Source organism: Limnospira sp. PMC 1279.21, assembly GCF_032349615.1.
In the GTDB taxonomy this organism is placed as follows: Bacteria; Cyanobacteriota; Cyanobacteriia; order Cyanobacteriales; family Microcoleaceae; genus Limnospira; species Limnospira fusiformis.
The window spans coordinates 1-16,926 of sequence record NZ_JARPLU010000117.1 but is presented as its reverse complement, the minus strand read 5'-3'; the positions used below and the strand labels follow the sequence as shown (position 1 = coordinate 16,926).

Genomic DNA, 16,926 nt, shown 5'->3' with positions numbered 1-16,926 from the left:
GCTATGCCAGAGTTAGTAGCCGCGCCCAGCAGTCCGACCTCAACCGACAGGTAGCCACACTGTCCAACCTCTACCCCGAAGCAGAAGTCGTCTCCGAAATCGGAGGCGGGCTCAACTTCAAGCGAAAGAAAATGCTGGCCTTACTGGGACAAGTCTTGTCAGGAGATGTCCGCATGGTTGTCGTTGCCCACCCAGACCGATTGGCAATATGGGGATTTGACTTGTTTCGATGGCTCTGTGAGCAAAACAGGTGCTCACTCATGGTTCTCAACGAGACAAGTCTCAGTCCAGAACGAGAAATGGTTGAGGACATCCTCGCCATCCTCCACTGCTTCAGTTCCCGATTATACGGACTGCGTAAATATAAAACTCAGGTCAAAGAAGATCCGGATTTACCCCAGCCCCGAGCTAAATCAAGTCTGGCGTAAATGGCTGGCTGCTTGTCGGTATTGCTACAACCAAGCAATTGCATTATCCCGGAGTGGTAAACGACTAAGCAAATTAAAGTTACGCTGCGGAAGTGATGCAGAGTGACTTACCTGCATGGGTCAAAGAAACAGTTCAAAGTCTGTTAGGCTGAGAATTTTGGCCCTGTGAAGCCAGTTTGATTCGCCATGATTGTTCCTAGATCAAGACTTCTGGTACAATTTGGGGTTAAGCTAGGTCTTATGGAAAACTCAGAGCGTCCATGACGCAAGGGAAAATTAGTTATGACACCAGAAGGAAAAGGATTCGGTCGTGATGGCTTCGGCCTTGGTAAAATGAAGGAACTAGCCGAGGCTTTTAAAAAAGCCCAGGCGGTTCAGGAAGGGGCGAAAAAACTTCAGGAAGATTTGGATGAACTGGAAGTCCTCGGAGAAGCGGGTGGTGGCCTGGTGAAGGTTTATCTGAGTGGGAACCAACAACCTCGCCGGGTAGAAGTATCTCCTGATTTGCTGGGAGAGGAACCTGATGTAGTCTCTGATCTAATCTTAACGGCGATGAAGGAAGCCTATAATAACTCCACCTCTACTATGCGGGAACGCATGGAAGAGTTGACTGGTGGGTTGAACTTACCCGGTTTATAAATTATTTATCCCCTTTGAGCGGTGGCTAAGTGAGGCTTTAGAGTCTCACTTATTTTGTTAGGTGATGTCTTTGACTGGGTAAGGCTGCGGTTAAAACTTCCCGGCCGCTGTCGGTGACTAATACATCATCCTCAATGCGAATGCCACGCACATCGGCAAATTTTTCGAGTTGTTCCCAATTTACCATATCTCGATAGGTTTCGCGATTGGATGGGTGATTTAAAATGGCTGGAACTTGATAAAAACCAGGTTCGATGGTGACTAGCATTCCGGGGGCTAGGGGTCTATTTAGACGCAGAAAACCTAGACCAAAGCGATCGCTTCTTTTGCGCCCAGGAGCATATCCGGCTAAGTCTCCTAGGTCTTCCATATCATGAACGTCTAACCCTAGTAAATGACCGATACCATGGGGGAAAAATAAGGCGTGAGCATCCTTTTCTACTAATTCGGTTACCTGTCCTCGCAAAATCCCTAAATCTACTAATCCCTCGGTGATAACCGCCGCCGCTAATAAATGAATATCCCTATATTCTACACCGGGTTTGACCTGCTCAATACAAGCATCATGGGCGGCTAATACTATATCATATATATCGGCTTGGGTAGGGGAAAAAGTGCCGGAAACTGGCCAGGTGCGGGTGACATCTCCAGCCCATCCCCCAGGGGTTTCTGCGCCGACATCTGCTAATAATAAATCACCGGATTTCAGGGGATTATGGTATAATTCGTTATGTAATACCTGACCCTCGGTGGTCACTATACTATTATAAGAACAGGTCATATTATGGGCAATGATGACGGCTTCCATGGCTGCCCTAATATCACTTTCGTGGCTGGCTGTGGGGGTGGCTAAAATTCCGGCTTGGTGTGCTTTGACGGTGACGGTGGCGGCTTTTTTGAGTTCGGACAGGGCGGCATCATCATGGCATAAACGGAGGTTAATTATGGCTTTGATTAACGCTAAATCTTGACCTACGGCGGCGGCTGGAGCCATGACAGGGCGCTTTAAAATGCGTTCCATTTCGGCAAGGGTGGCTGGGTCTTGCACTCTGACGGTGGCAGCATTATGGCTTTTTTGGGTTAATTCCGATTTGGGAAAAGCGGAGTTGGCACCGATAATTTCAGCGAGGCGATCGCGTGAGAGACTTTCCCCATGCCATAGGGCGCTATCTGGGTCTGGGTCATCCATAAATAGGGTCAGTTTTCCCCCTTCTAAATGGATGACAGTATCGACTAAGGATAGACCGGCAAAATATAAGAAATGGCTACTGGCGCGGAAAGGATAAATATTAGCGGGAAAATTGCGCGATCGCACACCACCAGACCACAACAGGACGGGAAAATCTACCAGTTGCGCTAATTGGTGGCGGCGCTGATATAAGCTATTAACCAGACCTTCAGAAGGTTGAGGAAGTCGCATAATTCGGGGTTAATTTATTTAGATAGTGAGGTCACAACTCATTAAAATATAACTGAGGCGATCGCTTATTTCTGGGTGGGGAGGAATTACCAGGGTTTTAACTTCTCGGAACCCATTTTTTTGGTATAAGCGAATGGCGGTCAAGTTATCCGATTGAGTAACTAAACTCAAGGTAGAAAATCCTGATTCCCAGGCTTTTTGCTTGGTTCGCCAGATTAATGATGTGCCAATACCCTGCCGTTGATATGGTGACTTAACCGCCAAAATATTAAGAAACCAACTCCCCTCAACTTTGGCGTTATCAAAAGCCTCGATAATAGCCAAACGGTCAGGCTTAAATAACTGTTTCATCTCTTCTGTGATGATATCGGCATTAGCCGGATAGCTGTTCGCCATGCCAATAATGCGACCATGACTATAGGCAACCTCAATGTTTTGATAAGATAAAACAGAAGTTTCTGACTGAATCATTCTGGCTAGTATTTGTTCAACGGTTAATTGTTGATGAAGAGGCTGGAGTAAAAAATCCATCATCTCCCCGGCAGCCAGTCTGATGAGTGGTGCAATTTCTAGGACATCCCTAGGATTAGCAGCGCGGTAACTAACATTGAGTACATCCATTAAGATTAAGGGATTTATAGTTAATTAATCAATAGCAATAACCCTATCTGATACAAGCACAAATTATCCAAAATGTCAAGCATATTACCCCATATTTTGGGGGTTAATTTATTCTTGCCATCGGCTTAAAATATGTTTTAAACCCTTGCCGATTTCTTCCCAATTGTCGGCCAAGTCGGTACTACGATCGCTCCTCAAAAAATCAGCTTCTTTCAAGCAGCGATCGGCGAGGCAATCCAAAACGGTTTGAATGCCATAATCACCAATAAGTTGATTTAAGGCGTGGGTCAGGTGTTGATTTTTGGGTTCGGTCATAATTTCCAATGAAGTTGGCAGTTAATAGTCAGACAATTCCGCCGAAATTATAGCAGAATTATTGACCAAAAACCAAACCTGGTCAATTCATAATAGGTGGGCGTACCAAAATGACAGTACAAGGACAACCACGGGCGATCGCTTCGGGGATATTACCCTTAATCGCCTGTTGCAGCATACTTTCGCCACTAGCACCCAAAACAATCACATCACAGTAATCATGATTAGCAATATCCAAAAGTACATCAACCACAGACCTAGCACAAACAGCAGTTGCCACCACCTCCCCATTAATGGGGCTTTTCAACTCCTCAACTAGGTGGTCTAGCTTTGCCATTTCCGCCTCAGACAAAGCATTTTTAACCACAGTTAACAGTCGGATATCGGGGCGCAAACTCAACCTAGCCAAACCGGGTAAAATGCCCATTGCGGCTGGTGGAGGTCCCCCAGTTCGCAGAGGAACTAACCAACGTCGCCAAACCGGAAACTGGAGCGATCGCTGATCTGAGGGGTCACTAAAAATGGGGTTAACATTTTTTCCCCACTTCACCAAAACAACCTCACCGGGTACTTGTCGAATAATGGTATCAACCACAGTGCCAAAAACCCGATTAGTGGCGGACCTTTCCCCTTGCCACCCAATCAAAGTCAAATCAATATTTCGTTCTTGCACCGTCTCCAAAATCGCCCCAGACACATCATGACTGACCCTAATTTGAGTATGAATAGGAACCCGCCAGCTTTTGGCAATACGTTCAGCTTGGCGAAGTAGACGGCGACATTTAGTAATGGATACCGGAGTTTCCGCCGGGGACAAATTGCGAGCAATGGTAATAATAGTCAAGCATTCTAGCTCATAATTACGTTCAGCAGCGATCGCCGCCGCAATATGTAGCAAAGCCGGGGCGGTAGTGGGATTATTCAAAGCCACCAATAGTCGCCCATGACCGACCATGGGGCCGCGAGTTTGATAAACCACATAGGAGGGGGTGGCATGATGCCCCACCTGGTGACTACCGCTAATATATCCAAGTTCACCGCGAATAATATCGCTGCGGGTAATAATTCCCACCAAATGCCGCCCCTCGACGACGGGAAGGCGACTGAGTTTTTGCCGTCCCAACAGATACAGAACCTCACTGAGGGGAGCATCAGGGTAAATAGTAACAGGTTGGGGAGTCATCAGCTTATGTAGGGGGGTTTGTTCTGATATGTCTTGTTGGTTAATCTTTGCCATATCAGTTTGGCTGATAATACCGACCAATTTACCCTGGTTGACTACGGGAAAGCCGCGATGATGGGATTGAGAAAAGGCGGACCTAACCTGTTCTAGGGATAACTGATCTTCGAGAGTTTCTACCTGTCGCTGCATAACATCCCTAGCGTGCAACATATTTAAGGCTACCCGGTCAGCATTTTGGTCAGGTTCCAATTCAATGCCACTCAAAGCCAATAGGCGATCGTATAGGGAATCTTTTTCTATCTTTTCGGCTACCAAATAGGAGACCACAGAACAGATCATCAGTGGCAGAACCAAGTTAAAATCGGTGGTAATTTCAAAGACAATCACCACGGCGGTGACGGGAGTCCGAGACACGGCACAGAAAAAGGCTCCCATTCCGGCAAAAGCAAAAGTGGTGTGAGGTTGTAAGGCGATCGTTGCCTCTTCCCATAAGCCAATAGTATTCCCCAAAGCCGCGCCTAAAATTAGGGATGGTGCAAATAATCCACCCGGCGCACCGGAACCCGCCGCCATGGTAGTTAGGGAAAACTGCACTACAAAAGCTAGGGCTGTGGTTGTCCAGAGGATATTACCTTTGAGGATATATTCTCGCAAACCGGCATTATCTCGAAAAGTCTCTGGTAGCACAGCAATAACCATCCCACAAATTAGACCCGCCACAGCCATACTCAGGGGTAGTCCTAATTTGAGGGTATGGCGGTTAAATTTCTGAAAGGTAATAATTCCCCGACTGAATAACACCCCAAATACTCCCGAGAGAACACCCACCAGGATATAAAAGGGGATTTCTAGGGGTTCAATTAACCATTGTTGATATAGGGCTTCTGGGGGTATGTCTATGGTGGGAGGTAGTCCCATGGCTTTGTTTCCTAATAGCCGGGATACTACCGCGCCAGTAAATGAGGCGATAATGGCGGGTCCGAGGGTCAATCCTGAGATGTCGTGTAGGAGGTCTTCCACTACGAATAAAACCCCGGCTATGGGAGCGTTAAACCCGGCGGCTAGTCCGGCGGCGGCTCCACAGGCGATTAGTTGTTTGCGATAGTTGGGAGAAGTGGGAACCCAACGACTTACCCAGGCGGCGAGGGCGGCTCCGATTTGTACTGTTGGCCCCTGTCGTCCTAGGGTGAATCCAGAAGCCATGGTGATCATGGTGCTGATCAGTTTGACTACTGCTACCCGTAAATCTAGGGAGGTCTTGATTCCCCCTAGGGCGGCTTTAACTTGGGGGATGCCGCTTCCGGCTGCTTCTGGGGCTATGCGTTCGACTAGGAAACCAGATAACAGCCCCCCGACTACGCCTAATATGGGTAAAAATAGCCAAGCTGAAAAGTGGGCGGAACCTTGGACTCGCCAAGACCCTAACCACCCGGCTCCTGTTCTCAGAAAAAAGGCGGCTATTCCTGAAATTAATCCGATTAAGCCGGCTTCTAAAATGGCCAGCCTTTTGGAACCGCCAATTATGGATTTGGCGAGGCTCTGGAATTGATGGGTTAAGGGTGGCCAGTACACGATTAGTTACCTAGAGCATTACTGATTTGATCGGAAATTTCTAGGGGTTCAAAGGGTTTGTTAATGATGGCGATCGCTCCTAATCCTAAATAAAGCGATCGTTGTTTAGGTGAGTTGTTGGCTGTCATCAAAATCACCGGAATTTCCGCAGTCATTATATCATTTTTGAGCATTTTTATGGTAGCCTCTCCATCTACACCCGGCATAACTAGATCCAGTAGGATAACATCCGGTTGCTGTTGTTTCGCTATAGTAAATCCTTCCGTTCCTGATGAGGCTGTTAGCACCTGCCATTTCCCTTGCAGTTGTAAACAGCTTTCCGTCACCAATAGAATATCCTCATCATCATCAATAATCAAAACTGTTTGGCTGATCATGGTAGTAAATTATCCGATAATTTGATTGCGTCCGCCCTGTTTAGCTTGATCTAAGTTAGCATCTGCCACTCGATACAGTAGTTGTAAATCATGCCCATCTTCTGGATATTGAGCTACTCCCCCACTAAAGGTGACCGAAAAAGCTATATGATCTTCTGGAACTAGAACCTCTAAACGCCACTCTTCTAAAACTTTTTGCAGTCGCTTCATGGCATCTTGTTTATAAGTACCATACATGGCTACCGCAAATTCTTCTCCTCCCCATCTTCCTACTATATCTTCCTGTCGAAATGCTTTTTTGAGAACTTCCCCAAATCGGTGCAGAACCCAGTCCCCCGTATCATGACCATATTGGTCATTAATATCTTTAAAATTGTCCAGGTCTAAAATGGCAAAGCACAGGGGTTGTTTGTGACGACCAGCAATCCGAATTAATCGGTTTATATCTTCAGTTGATTTATAGCGATTTTCGATTCCGGTTAAGGTGTCTATCTCCGCTATATTACGCCACAGACGACTGCGATGCAAGCGACTAAATAAACGGGCTATTAATTCCGGTCCGACTACCGGTTTGCTAATAAAATCATCAGCACCGGCTCTAAATAGTTCCGCTCTAGTTTCTGGGTCTGTGTGGTTGGTTAATACTAAAATCGGCAGATAACGCCATCTGGGTTCGTTGCGAATTACCTGACATAAATCAATGGCATTATAATGGGGCATTTCTACATCAATAATTAGTAAATCCGGGTTAGATATTTCTAAGACTTGCCAGAATTTTCGCGGAGTATTTAGGGTTTTTACCTCTAATCCCAAGGGACACAACAGGGCTTCTAATAGTTCCAAAATTTGCGGATCATCATTAATCGCTATAATGGTTCCGGTGATGGTATTATTATTCAGAATTCCTGTGACTATCTCCACAATTTGATGGCTAGACATCGGTTTTTGCAGAAACGCCCGACTCCCTAAACGACACACCGTCAGCCTATCTATAAAACTCGATCGCCTTGAGAATATGACCACCGGAATTTCTGGGTGATGATAGGCGATATCTTCTAATAGCATTAACCCATCTTCTTCCGGCTTGGGAAAGTTCAATTCTAGTAAAATTATACTGGGCTGATACTCAACCATCATGGCTCTGGCTATCCCCACACCAGGAGCCAGTCGAGCCTCTAAACCACGACTATGGGCTTCCCTAATAATTTGTTCCCCTAGGATGGTATCATGATCAACAATCAACAATGACTGCACAGTGGTTTGGGGGTGCTTTTTAATCTCTTTTGTTTGGGGTTGGGTCGGCGTTTTTTTCAGCTCCTTTAAGAGGTCTTCAGTTAATTTCTCAATTTGTGTTTGCTTGTCGGTGTCTAGGGGTTGTTCTCCCGCTAACAAGTATTCGATTTTTCGGGCGATTTCGGAACCGCGACCATATCCAAAAGTTCCCAAAGAACCCGCTAGTTTGTGAGCCTCTATATAGGCATATTGACGGGGGTTATTTTCATTATTTAAATTCCCGGAATTAGCCTTAGCTATTGCTTGAATACTCTCAACTCTAGCTATGGTTTTGTCTTTGATTTTTTCCCAAATCTCCGTAACGGTTTCATCTACGGACAAAGGGGGGCGGTTCAAGGATGAATATTGATGACTAAAACTCCCGTCATCTAGGGATTTAATCCGATATCCAATCCCATAGACATTTTCAATTAACTTGGGGTCTCCGCCAGCGTCTTTTAGCTTATTGCGTAGACTTTTAATATGGGCGCGGACAGTGTTATCGGCTGCAGGTTCTTCTATTGACCAGAGATGTTCGATGATGCTATCGTAGCTGAAAACACGATAGGGACTGCGAATAAATAATTCCATCAATCCATATTCTTTGGGGGTGAGAGGTAAGACCGATTTTTGGTAGGAAATCTCGCATTTTGCCGGGTTTAAAGTTAGGTCTCTCCAATGGATGACTGGCGGTAAAGAAATGGTCGCACGACGCAATAAGGCGCGCATTCTGGCGATTAATTCTTCAGCCCTAATCGGTTTGACTAGATAATCATCAGCCCCCGCGTCTAGCCCTAAAACCTTGTCTTCGCAGCTATCACGAGCTGTTAATAATAGCACTGGCATCTGATAATTATGCGATCGCAATTTTCGACATAGTGCAATCCCATTCAGTTTCGGCAACATAATATCTAGGATAACCAAACTATATTCAAAACTTTCGATATAGTTCCATCCCGATTCGCCGTCGGTCGCTATATCGACTACATAATTATGAGCTTTCAGAGATTTGGATAATTGTTGATTCAAATATTGATCATCATCCACTAAAAGAATTTTCATGGTAAATTGAGGTTACTGTATGTTAAAATTTGATGGTTTCCCTTGATGTAAATCATAACTCAATAGACCCTTCCGTGGCTAATATCCATGAAACCCAAAATTAAAAACCAACTGGCTTGGCAGCAAGCTGAAATACTTATGCAGCCAGCTTTAATCAGAGTCCTAGATAACATTCGTAAGCAACTGGAAACATCTATATGGAAGGGAAGTTATGAAACCCATACCACCCCCTATCCGGGTTATGTACTTAAATTAGAGCATAATGGCCAACAAGTAAACATTGATGTTTGGGATCTGTGTTATCAAGTCTGTTTCCAGGACTATCAACCCACCCATACACCTGACCAACCCCAGGAGGTGGAAATTGATACCAGTTTACTGGATAATACAGGAGATGTAGATTGGGATAAACTCGATCGCAAAACTCAAGACTTAATCGAGAAAGTTTTTGCTAATTTAACAGGACAATGACTAAAACCCTCCCAGAGATTTACGCGAATACCAAAGCCATATATGATGAAGCTGGTCAGGTTCCCCTCAGTTTTGATAATGACACTGAAGCGTTGAATGCTTCCGAGGAGACGGTGGCGTTATGCGATCGCTCCCATTGGGGACTATTAGAACTTTCTGGGGAAGATCGTTTATCTTTCCTCCACAACCAAAGCACCAATTCTATTAGCGATCGCCAACCGGGACAGGGATGTGATACAGTATTTGTCACCTCCACCGCCCGAAATATCGATCTAGCAACGGCTTACATGACCGAGGAGGCGGTGTTATTACTGGTTTCGCCGAATCGCCGTCAGCACCTGCTACAATGGCTAGACCGCTATATTTTCCCCATGGATAGGGTTAATATAAAAGACATCAGCGACCAGTGGGCGGTATTTAGTCTCATTGGACCGGAAAGTTCCTCTCTACTGACAAAACTGGGGGCTACCATGGCTGAAAATCTGACCCGGGGAAATCACTGGGTTGACATGGTGGCTAATATTTCCGTTCGTGTGGCGATCGGTAGTGGTTTGGCTAGGGAAGGATACACTCTGATAGTTCCCACAGAGGCGGCGGGGAATTTGTGGCTATCTCTGACGGAAGCTGGGGCTGTTCCTTTGGGCGATCGCATTTGGGAACAACTCCGCATTCTCCAGGGTCGCCCCACACCCGATCGGGAACTAACAGAAGATTATAACCCCCTAGAAGCGGGATTATGGGGTAATATTTCCTTTGAGAAAGGTTGTTATATCGGACAGGAAACCATCGCCCGTCTCAACACTTATAAAGGAGTTAAACAACGATTATGGGGTTTGCGTCTTTCGGGTTTTGTGGAACCGGGAACCGTGATTAATCTCAAGGATGAAAAAGTCGGTAAACTTACCAGCATTACCGAGACTCAAGAGGGATGGTTTGGCTTGGGTTATATCCGCACAAAAGCGGGGGGCGAAGGCTTGGAAGTATCCCTAGGAGACACAACGGCTACAGTGGTAGCAGTTCCTTTTTTAAGCCATCCTGAAAGCTGAGATTTTAAACATCATTAACTGAGGGGATTAACACAGGGCGGGTAGTGGTTAGACGAAATCACCCGCCCGCCTCGCAGTTGGGCTTTTAAACCATCAGCCCAGTATTGAAACCGCCAATAATTTGATCAACCATCACAGCGATCGCCACCATTCCTAAAATTACCATTAAACCGGACGGCATAAATTTTCGAGTCTTCACATATCGACCCACAAAAGCTAATACTAAAACCACGGAAATAACTAGGGCAAAAATTAACGCCCATTCCCAGCCTTGGGCTTGTCCAAAAGCTGCGACCAATAACAGTATACCACTACTGACACCCGCTATTAGAGAAATCTTACTTTGGGCTTTCTTATATCCAACAATTCCCCCAACAATTGCCAAAACTCCATAAAGGAGAGTGGCGATCATACCTAAACTCATCAATCCCAACTCCTACTGATTAAAAACTGCCATCAATAGCAACTTATCAGGAATCAGACAGACTCGGAAGAAAATGTTGTAAAAATTAACGTTTTTGATGGTGGCACTATGCCATATAATCAGAGAGTGTCGTGGTTGTGTTTAGATGTAAGTTTCAGCCAAATTAGCCCATGTCCTCACCGTTATCTGAAGCGATCGCTAAAATTCGATTTCTGCAACGTCAAGCGCTATCCCTGCTGCTTTATCAGGAAGTAATGGGAGATCCAATAGGTCAAGCCTTTATGAACCTATTAGACTATATGTTACAAGCAGACAGCCATCAAACTTTACAGGCTTATAGTTACTGGTTTCGAGTCCAAGCCGAACAATCCCAAAGCTGGCAAAATTACTTAATCACTCAAATTCTGAGGGCAGATAATCCCTTTTCCCGTCAAGCCCAACAGTGCGACCTAACGGCATTAAATCCCTCTTTAATTGCGGCTACCCGTCACGATTTAGGAATCTTACATATCCTCTATAAATGTCAGGGGATAAAAATGGCTCAATGGGTACAAGCGATCGCCCAAATTCCCGAATTGCCAATAGTTTGGGAAGATGAACCTATTTTAGTTGATAAAATTGAAGAACTGGCTCTGCGTAATCAGTTAGCCCAAGGGGAAAATTGGGGAGATGCCATTGAAGCGATCGCCGCCCACTATCGACAATATGGAACTGGTCAATTTGCCGAAAACCAGGCATTTCGTTGGCGGAATGGGGAACTAATGGCGATCGCGAATCCTGATCCGATTCACCTCAACCAATTAGTAGGATATGAACCACAGCGAGAAATCTTGTTAAAAAATACCGAGTTTTTATTGGCGGGATATTCTGCCTTAAATGTTCTGTTATATGGCAGTAGGGGGTCAGGGAAATCTTCCCTAGTTAAAGCCTTGTTACATCAATATAGCGATCGGGGTTTGCGATTAATTGAAGTAACTAAATCTGAACTGCGAGACCTACCCCAAGTAATTGAACAGTTGCGGGGAGTTCCCCAAAAGTTTATTATCTTTGTGGATGACCTATCTTTTGAAGAAGATGATGATGCTTTTAAAGCCTTGAAAGTTGTCCTGGAAGGAAATATGACCGCCCGACCTGAAAATGTGGTGGTATATGCCACCTCAAACCGCCGCCATTTAGTCCGAGAGTTTTTTGATGAACGTCCCCGCCCTCAAGACCAAAATGAAGTACAGGCTTGGGATACAGTCCAGGAAAAGCTATCATTTGCCGATCGCTTTGGCTTAACCCTGACTTTTGAACCAGCAGATCAGGAAACTTATCTTAGCATAGTTAAGCATCTGGCTACTCAAGCCGGAATAACTATCGATCCAGAAGATCTTGATTATCGCGCCCGCCAGTGGGCAACAAGACATAATGGGCGATCGGGACGGACGGCGCGACAGTTTATCGATTTTCTGGCCGCGGAAATTGCCCTAGCTGATCAATAGATTGGAAAAATTCGGCATCCAGTGTCATCATAATCAAGATCGGAAATACTCCCAAATCAGGAAAAATTAACTATGTCTGAATCTACTGATAGCAACGCTACTATTAAACTTTCACCCCCGGAAGCCTTTGCGGCGATCGCTTTAATTGCCATAGCCGCTGATGGTTTGGTTCTCCCCAGTGAGTCTCAAATCCTCAATAGTAGTCTATCGCGAATGCAGCTTTTTAGCGACTATTCCCCGACTCAGAAACGGGAAATGCTAGATCGTCTACTCACGGAAATTAAAACCCACGGCTACAATACTTTATTAAAATCGGCGATCGCTGTCTTACCCAAAGAGTTACGGGAAACAGTCTTTGCCATTGCTACAGATATCACTCTCGCTGATGGTGAAATTACCAAAGAGGAAGAAGACCTACTTAATGACCTCTACAGTTCCCTCGATTTATCAGAAGAAATGGCTACCAAAATTATTGATGTTATGATGATCAAAAACCAAGGATAGTCAATTCCCATAAATTCCCCTGATTTCCCCTAGTTCAGGGGAACAATAGTCCGAAATTGCTCATTTATTCATCACCTTTGTGGTATATACTAGAACTGTCTACTTTAGCGAAACTGATGCCGCTGGCGTTGTCTATTTTGCCCAGATGATGTCTATGTGTCACCAAGCCTATGAAGCCGCTTTAATTAATCTAGGCATTGACCTAAAAACTTTTGTCAATAACCCCGATTTTGCCATTCCCATTGTCCATGCTTCTATGGACTATCGGCAACCCATTTATTGTGGCGATCGGATTGTCATTAACCTCTCACCTCAACAACTAAGCCTAGATACCTTTCAGATAGAATATCAAATCTGCCTTGCTGATCAGCCTCAATCATTAATCGCCCAAGGTATAACTAAGCATATCTCAATTAACCCATCTACCCGCCAAAGACAACCCCTTCCTCCTCCCATTCAACAATGGTTAAATCCTCGACAAATACAATGATTTGTGTCATAATATTAACAGCTTTTGACCATCAATTAATTAGATGATATGACTTTGGTTTCTCAACTTAGCAATCCTCGTAGTTATGCAGTTATTGGCACCGGGGCATTAGGTGGATTCTATGGCGCTAAACTTCAGAAATCAGGACTAGATGTTCATTTTTTACTCAGAAGTGATTACGATTGGGTGAGTCAGCATGGCTTACAAATAGAATCCGTTTGGGGTGATTTTCAACTCCCCCAAGTCCCAGCCTACAATAATCCCCAAAAAATGCCACCCTGTGATGTAGTAATTGTCGCCATAAAATCCACAGAAAATCATTTACTACCCCAAATTTTACCCCCAGTCTTAAAACCTGATGGCGTGGTTTTGGTCTTACAAAATGGGTTAGGAATTGAGCCAGAAATAGCCGAAATAGTCGGCAATCACAGAGTTTTAGGGGGTATTTGTGTAATTTGTTCTAATAAAATCAAACCTGGTTATATTCGCCATTTAGACTATGGTATGATGAAACTAGCCGAATATAACCACAATTACCAATCTGGTGGCATTACCCCCCGACTCCAACAAATTGGTGAAGACTTTAAAAAGGCTGGTGTCCCCCTAGACATAGCCGAAGATTTACTCTCAATTCGTTGGGAAAAGTTGGTGTGGAATATCCCCTATAATGGATTATCAGTAGTTTTAAATGCCCGCACTGATCAAATGATGTCAAATCCAGCAACTCGGGTTTTAGTTGAGGACATTATGGGGGAAGTTTTAGAGGGTGCTAAAGGTTGCGATCGCTTTCTTGAGCGCGAAATAATTAATCAAATGTTGTCTCATACCGAAACCATGACACCCTATAAAACCAGCATGAAAATTGACTATGATCAGCGCCGCCCCCTAGAAATTGATGCCATTTTAGGCAATCCCTTAAAAATGGCTACAGCCGGAGGAGTGCATCTCCCTCGCATTCAGATGTTATATCAGCAATTAAAGTTTTTAGATACCCAAAATTGCCCTTAATTAATCTGGCAAAAAATCTGTGAGTATTTCATCCGGTTCATCATAAAAATCCTCATCATCTGCTGCCACAGTAGGTAAAGATGATCGTTGATTAGTTATACTTACTGAACCTAAGCGCCTTTCTAATATAGCCACCCTAGTTTCAACCGCCGTTAAATCTTGGGGTATTTTTTCCAGAGTTAATAATTGTCGCTGGAGTTCAATGATCTGACGACGTAAAAGTTCTATATCTGTGGCATTATTGAGGTTTAAATATTCCTTGATCGCTTCCTGCACCAGTTGCGTGATGCTGTGTCCAGATGCTTGAGATTTTTGCTCAATTTCCTGCATTAACTCCTGGGAAACTGTGACCGTTAAGGTGATATCATTAGGGGCCGACATAAGATCTGACATAATACTTGATACTTTCACTGATTCTGTTAATCATAATCCTGATAGCGGTTTCTGGGAAACTTCAGAAACTCTATGGCGGGCAGGAAATTCCCCCCTAGGGGACTAAAACTTATGATCACAAAGATGCGCTATGATTACAACCAACGTTAAGAATTGTAAAAAACATTGACTGCCCACATTCACTCCCCTAACCCCATTCAACAGCCTGCTGGCTGGCATCGCCTCCGGTGTCGTTGGCAGGGAAACCAGGAAACAGTCCGCCAAGGACTCCCCCACAGCAAATTATCCCCAGCCTGGCAAATTATGCTATTGGGAGACGGATCGCCAACCCGCCACCTGCAACTACTCACCGGGGAACCTACAGAGGTCGATGTGATTGATATGTCTGCCATTGGTATGAGTCCAGATGGTGCGCCGCCATTGATTCAGGCAGTCCCCGGCCCTCGGTTGCGCCGTCAAGTCTGGTTACGGACTGCATCAGGACAACGTTTAGCCTATGCTACTTCCTGGTGGGAAAATAGCCACGTTGACGAGTATTTACAAAATAGATCTCTGCCAATTTGGGCAAGTTTAGCCAGGCTGAGAACTGAATTATATCGAGATGTGCAAGGTATTGACTATGGCGATTCTAAAGCCTTAGAATTAGCCTTTGGACAGCCGGGGCCTTTTTGGGGTCGTTATTATCTTTTCTGGCATCACGGGAAGCCCTTAACCTTGATTTATGAGGTGTTTTCCCCCTATCTTACCAAGTATTTAGGAGCTACGCAAATGCTATGATATCAGATATCTTCATCGAGGCGATCGCTATAGAGAGACTGTAACAGATTCTCTAACTTTTCCTCCGAACAACATTCAATTACAGCCTCAAAAGCATCAACCAAGCGGGCGGCAGTTTCCCCTAAAGTCGGACTCATGCCCCACACATCCTCTACCCAATCTTGAGGGCGATCGTCCACAAAAATCAAACGTTCTAACAGTTGTTTTACTTCCGACCTAGAAATAGATGCCATAATCATTAATTCAAATATCATGCACCATTATAACATATAGGCATCCTGATTATGGATAGTCAGAAACTTTCCTTATATCAACAGGACTTTTACGGTTGGACTCAGTGGCAGTTACAAGCCTTAGCCCAACAGGATATTAATAACCTAGATTGGCAAAATTTACAAGCTGAAATTGACAGTTTAGGAAGACAAGAATATCGAGAATTAGTCAGTCATCTAACAGTCTTGTTAGGGCATTTACTCAAGTGGGAATATCAACCCCATAAACGCTCAAGGAGTTGGTTCTTGACCATTCGAGAACAGCGCCGCGCCACCCGGCGACATTTATCTCGAAATCCTAGTTTAAAGTCCCGAATCGCCCAAGCCTTGGAGGACAGCTTCGAGGCTGGGGTTGATTTGGCTCTCCGAGAGACAGGTCTGCCTTTGCGAACTTTTCCCGATATTTGTCCTTACCAATTTGATGATATTATCACCGATAATTTTATTTGTGACACCAGCCAAGATTGGGAATAAGTTATCATTAAATTACCCATTCTATGGGATAATAAGATAACTCAGAAAATAGCGATCGTATTTGTATTCATGTCCTCAACTCAATCTCCTCTCAATCTTCCATTTAAGCGTCTGCGTCAGTTGCGGACAGGCTTACTTAACTTACATAAAAATCTCCTAGAGTCCGAACGCATTACTTATGAGAAGTGTTACGGACGTATCCCCTCTAAAGGAGAATTTTTCCGGCTAGTAATTGGAGATGATTGGTTTAGCTGGCTGCGACCATTTTCCCAATTTATTGTCAAAATTGACGAAACCCTAGAGGAAAAAGAACCCGTCACCTTAGACCAAGTTAACGAACTACTAGAAGAAGCTAAATTTCTACTGCGAGTAGATGAACAGGGAACCGAACGAGAAAAGCGTTATTATCAAGCCATTCAGCGTGACCCAAATATTGCCCTCATTCATGCTGAAGTGTCAAACATATTAAAATAACACTTCCCCCGAAAATAACCTAGGGTTGGGTTCATCATATCAGCTTGCTACTACAAAGTAAAAGAATGATAAACCCACCCTTATTTTTTCTTAAAAAAACTTGATTAAACATTAATAAATAACCCGCGATCGCAGATATGCTATAATTTAAATATCGAATTTTTAAAACTGTCTTCTACTGGTTTAGACCTATGGTTTCTATTGACCTTTATAAAAATCT

General features: G+C 44.4%; 21 protein-coding genes. 12 read left to right on the top strand and 9 right to left on the bottom strand.

Features of this window, described 5'->3' with window-relative positions:
- From P5683_RS16820 to P5683_RS16815, 3 genes are all read left to right on the top strand, one after another.
- Positions 1–428 (top strand): IS607 family transposase (locus P5683_RS16820; RefSeq protein WP_315645501.1); only part of this gene is annotated, 428 nt, incomplete at its 5' end.
- Complete coding sequence (locus P5683_RS26480; RefSeq protein WP_396442610.1) at positions 364–534, top strand: helix-turn-helix domain-containing protein; 171 nt, start codon at positions 364–366, stop codon at positions 532–534. The genes P5683_RS16820 and P5683_RS26480, both read left to right, overlap by 65 nt.
- 176 nt (positions 535–710) lie before the next feature.
- Complete coding sequence (locus P5683_RS16815) at positions 711–1,067, top strand: YbaB/EbfC family nucleoid-associated protein (protein WP_006625495.1); 357 nt, start codon at positions 711–713, stop codon at positions 1,065–1,067.
- 49 nt (positions 1,068–1,116) lie between these two features.
- On the opposite strand, the gene P5683_RS16810 is transcribed toward P5683_RS16815, so the two are convergent.
- The 6 genes from P5683_RS16810 to P5683_RS16785 all read right to left on the bottom strand — a co-directional run bounded on the left by P5683_RS16810 (position 1,117) and on the right by P5683_RS16785 (position 8,889).
- Positions 1,117–2,487, bottom strand: coding sequence for an aminopeptidase P family protein (locus P5683_RS16810; protein WP_006669579.1), 1,371 nt, complete (start codon positions 2,485–2,487; stop codon positions 1,117–1,119).
- 18 nt (positions 2,488–2,505) lie between these two features.
- Positions 2,506–3,108: a GNAT family N-acetyltransferase gene (locus tag P5683_RS16805; RefSeq protein WP_006625497.1), complete on the bottom strand. Its 603-nt coding sequence runs from the start codon at positions 3,106–3,108 to the stop codon at positions 2,506–2,508.
- A 108-nt stretch (positions 3,109–3,216) separates the two neighbouring features.
- Entirely contained in the window at positions 3,217–3,423 is a 207-nt protein-coding gene (locus P5683_RS16800; RefSeq protein ID WP_006669580.1) for a hypothetical protein, read from the bottom strand.
- An 82-nt stretch (positions 3,424–3,505) separates the two neighbouring features.
- The gene (locus tag P5683_RS16795; RefSeq protein WP_315644965.1) at positions 3,506–6,178 is read right to left on the bottom strand and encodes a chloride channel protein; all 2,673 of its coding nucleotides are present in this window, start codon (positions 6,176–6,178) and stop codon (positions 3,506–3,508) included.
- A 2-nt stretch (positions 6,179–6,180) separates the two neighbouring features.
- Positions 6,181–6,555 (bottom strand): response regulator, encoded by a 375-nt coding sequence (locus tag P5683_RS16790; RefSeq protein ID WP_315641931.1) that lies wholly within the window; start codon positions 6,553–6,555, stop codon positions 6,181–6,183.
- Positions 6,556–6,564: 9 nt separating this feature from the next.
- A complete protein-coding gene (locus tag P5683_RS16785; protein ID WP_315644966.1) occupies positions 6,565–8,889 on the bottom strand; it encodes a response regulator in 2,325 nt (774 codons plus the stop codon).
- An 87-nt stretch (positions 8,890–8,976) separates the two neighbouring features.
- Between P5683_RS16785 and P5683_RS16780 the strand changes: the two genes are divergently transcribed.
- Together P5683_RS16780 and P5683_RS16775 are read left to right on the top strand one after the other, a co-directional pair.
- The gene (locus P5683_RS16780) at positions 8,977–9,360 is read left to right on the top strand and encodes a hypothetical protein (protein ID WP_006625502.1); all 384 of its coding nucleotides are present in this window, start codon (positions 8,977–8,979) and stop codon (positions 9,358–9,360) included.
- On the top strand, positions 9,357–10,406 hold the full coding sequence (locus P5683_RS16775; protein ID WP_006625503.1) for a folate-binding protein YgfZ: 1,050 nt from the start codon (positions 9,357–9,359) through the stop codon (positions 10,404–10,406). Before P5683_RS16780 ends, P5683_RS16775 begins: the two co-directional genes overlap by 4 nt.
- Before the next feature lie 85 nt (positions 10,407–10,491).
- On the opposite strand, the gene P5683_RS16770 is transcribed toward P5683_RS16775, so the two are convergent.
- Positions 10,492–10,830: a TMEM14 family protein gene (locus P5683_RS16770; protein ID WP_008050946.1), complete on the bottom strand. Its 339-nt coding sequence runs from the start codon at positions 10,828–10,830 to the stop codon at positions 10,492–10,494.
- 170 nt (positions 10,831–11,000) lie between these two features.
- Between P5683_RS16770 and P5683_RS16765 the strand changes: the two genes are divergently transcribed.
- The 4 genes from P5683_RS16765 (at position 11,001) to P5683_RS16750 (ending at position 14,316) form a co-directional block, all read left to right on the top strand.
- Positions 11,001–12,314 carry an ATP-binding protein gene (locus P5683_RS16765; protein WP_193521147.1) on the top strand — a complete coding sequence of 438 codons (1,314 nt, stop codon included), beginning with the start codon at positions 11,001–11,003 and terminating at the stop codon, positions 12,312–12,314.
- A 72-nt stretch (positions 12,315–12,386) separates the two neighbouring features.
- Positions 12,387–12,818, top strand: coding sequence for a tellurite resistance TerB family protein (locus tag P5683_RS16760; RefSeq protein WP_006625506.1), 432 nt, complete (start codon positions 12,387–12,389; stop codon positions 12,816–12,818).
- A 79-nt stretch (positions 12,819–12,897) separates the two neighbouring features.
- Positions 12,898–13,308, top strand: coding sequence for a thioesterase family protein (locus P5683_RS16755; protein WP_006625507.1), 411 nt, complete (start codon positions 12,898–12,900; stop codon positions 13,306–13,308).
- A gap of 48 nt (positions 13,309–13,356) precedes the next feature.
- A complete protein-coding gene (locus P5683_RS16750; protein WP_006625508.1) occupies positions 13,357–14,316 on the top strand; it encodes a putative 2-dehydropantoate 2-reductase in 960 nt (319 codons plus the stop codon).
- Here P5683_RS16750 and P5683_RS16745 read toward each other — a convergent pair whose 3' ends face one another.
- Complete coding sequence (locus P5683_RS16745) at positions 14,317–14,697, bottom strand: ribbon-helix-helix protein, CopG family (protein ID WP_228116552.1); 381 nt, start codon at positions 14,695–14,697, stop codon at positions 14,317–14,319.
- 177 nt (positions 14,698–14,874) lie between these two features.
- Here P5683_RS16745 and P5683_RS16740 point away from each other — a divergent pair, with 177 nt between their 5' ends.
- The gene (locus tag P5683_RS16740) at positions 14,875–15,486 is read left to right on the top strand and encodes a chorismate lyase (protein WP_006625510.1); all 612 of its coding nucleotides are present in this window, start codon (positions 14,875–14,877) and stop codon (positions 15,484–15,486) included.
- A gap of 2 nt (positions 15,487–15,488) precedes the next feature.
- Here P5683_RS16740 and P5683_RS16735 read toward each other — a convergent pair whose 3' ends face one another.
- Positions 15,489–15,725, bottom strand: coding sequence for a hypothetical protein (locus tag P5683_RS16735; protein ID WP_006625511.1), 237 nt, complete (start codon positions 15,723–15,725; stop codon positions 15,489–15,491).
- Positions 15,726–15,770: 45 nt separating this feature from the next.
- Between P5683_RS16735 and P5683_RS16730 the strand changes: the two genes are divergently transcribed.
- Complete coding sequence (locus tag P5683_RS16730; protein ID WP_006625512.1) at positions 15,771–16,232, top strand: DUF29 domain-containing protein; 462 nt, start codon at positions 15,771–15,773, stop codon at positions 16,230–16,232.
- 69 nt (positions 16,233–16,301) lie between these two features.
- Positions 16,302–16,706: a hypothetical protein gene (locus P5683_RS16725; RefSeq protein ID WP_006625513.1), complete on the top strand. Its 405-nt coding sequence runs from the start codon at positions 16,302–16,304 to the stop codon at positions 16,704–16,706.
- Positions 16,707–16,926 lie beyond the last annotated feature (220 nt).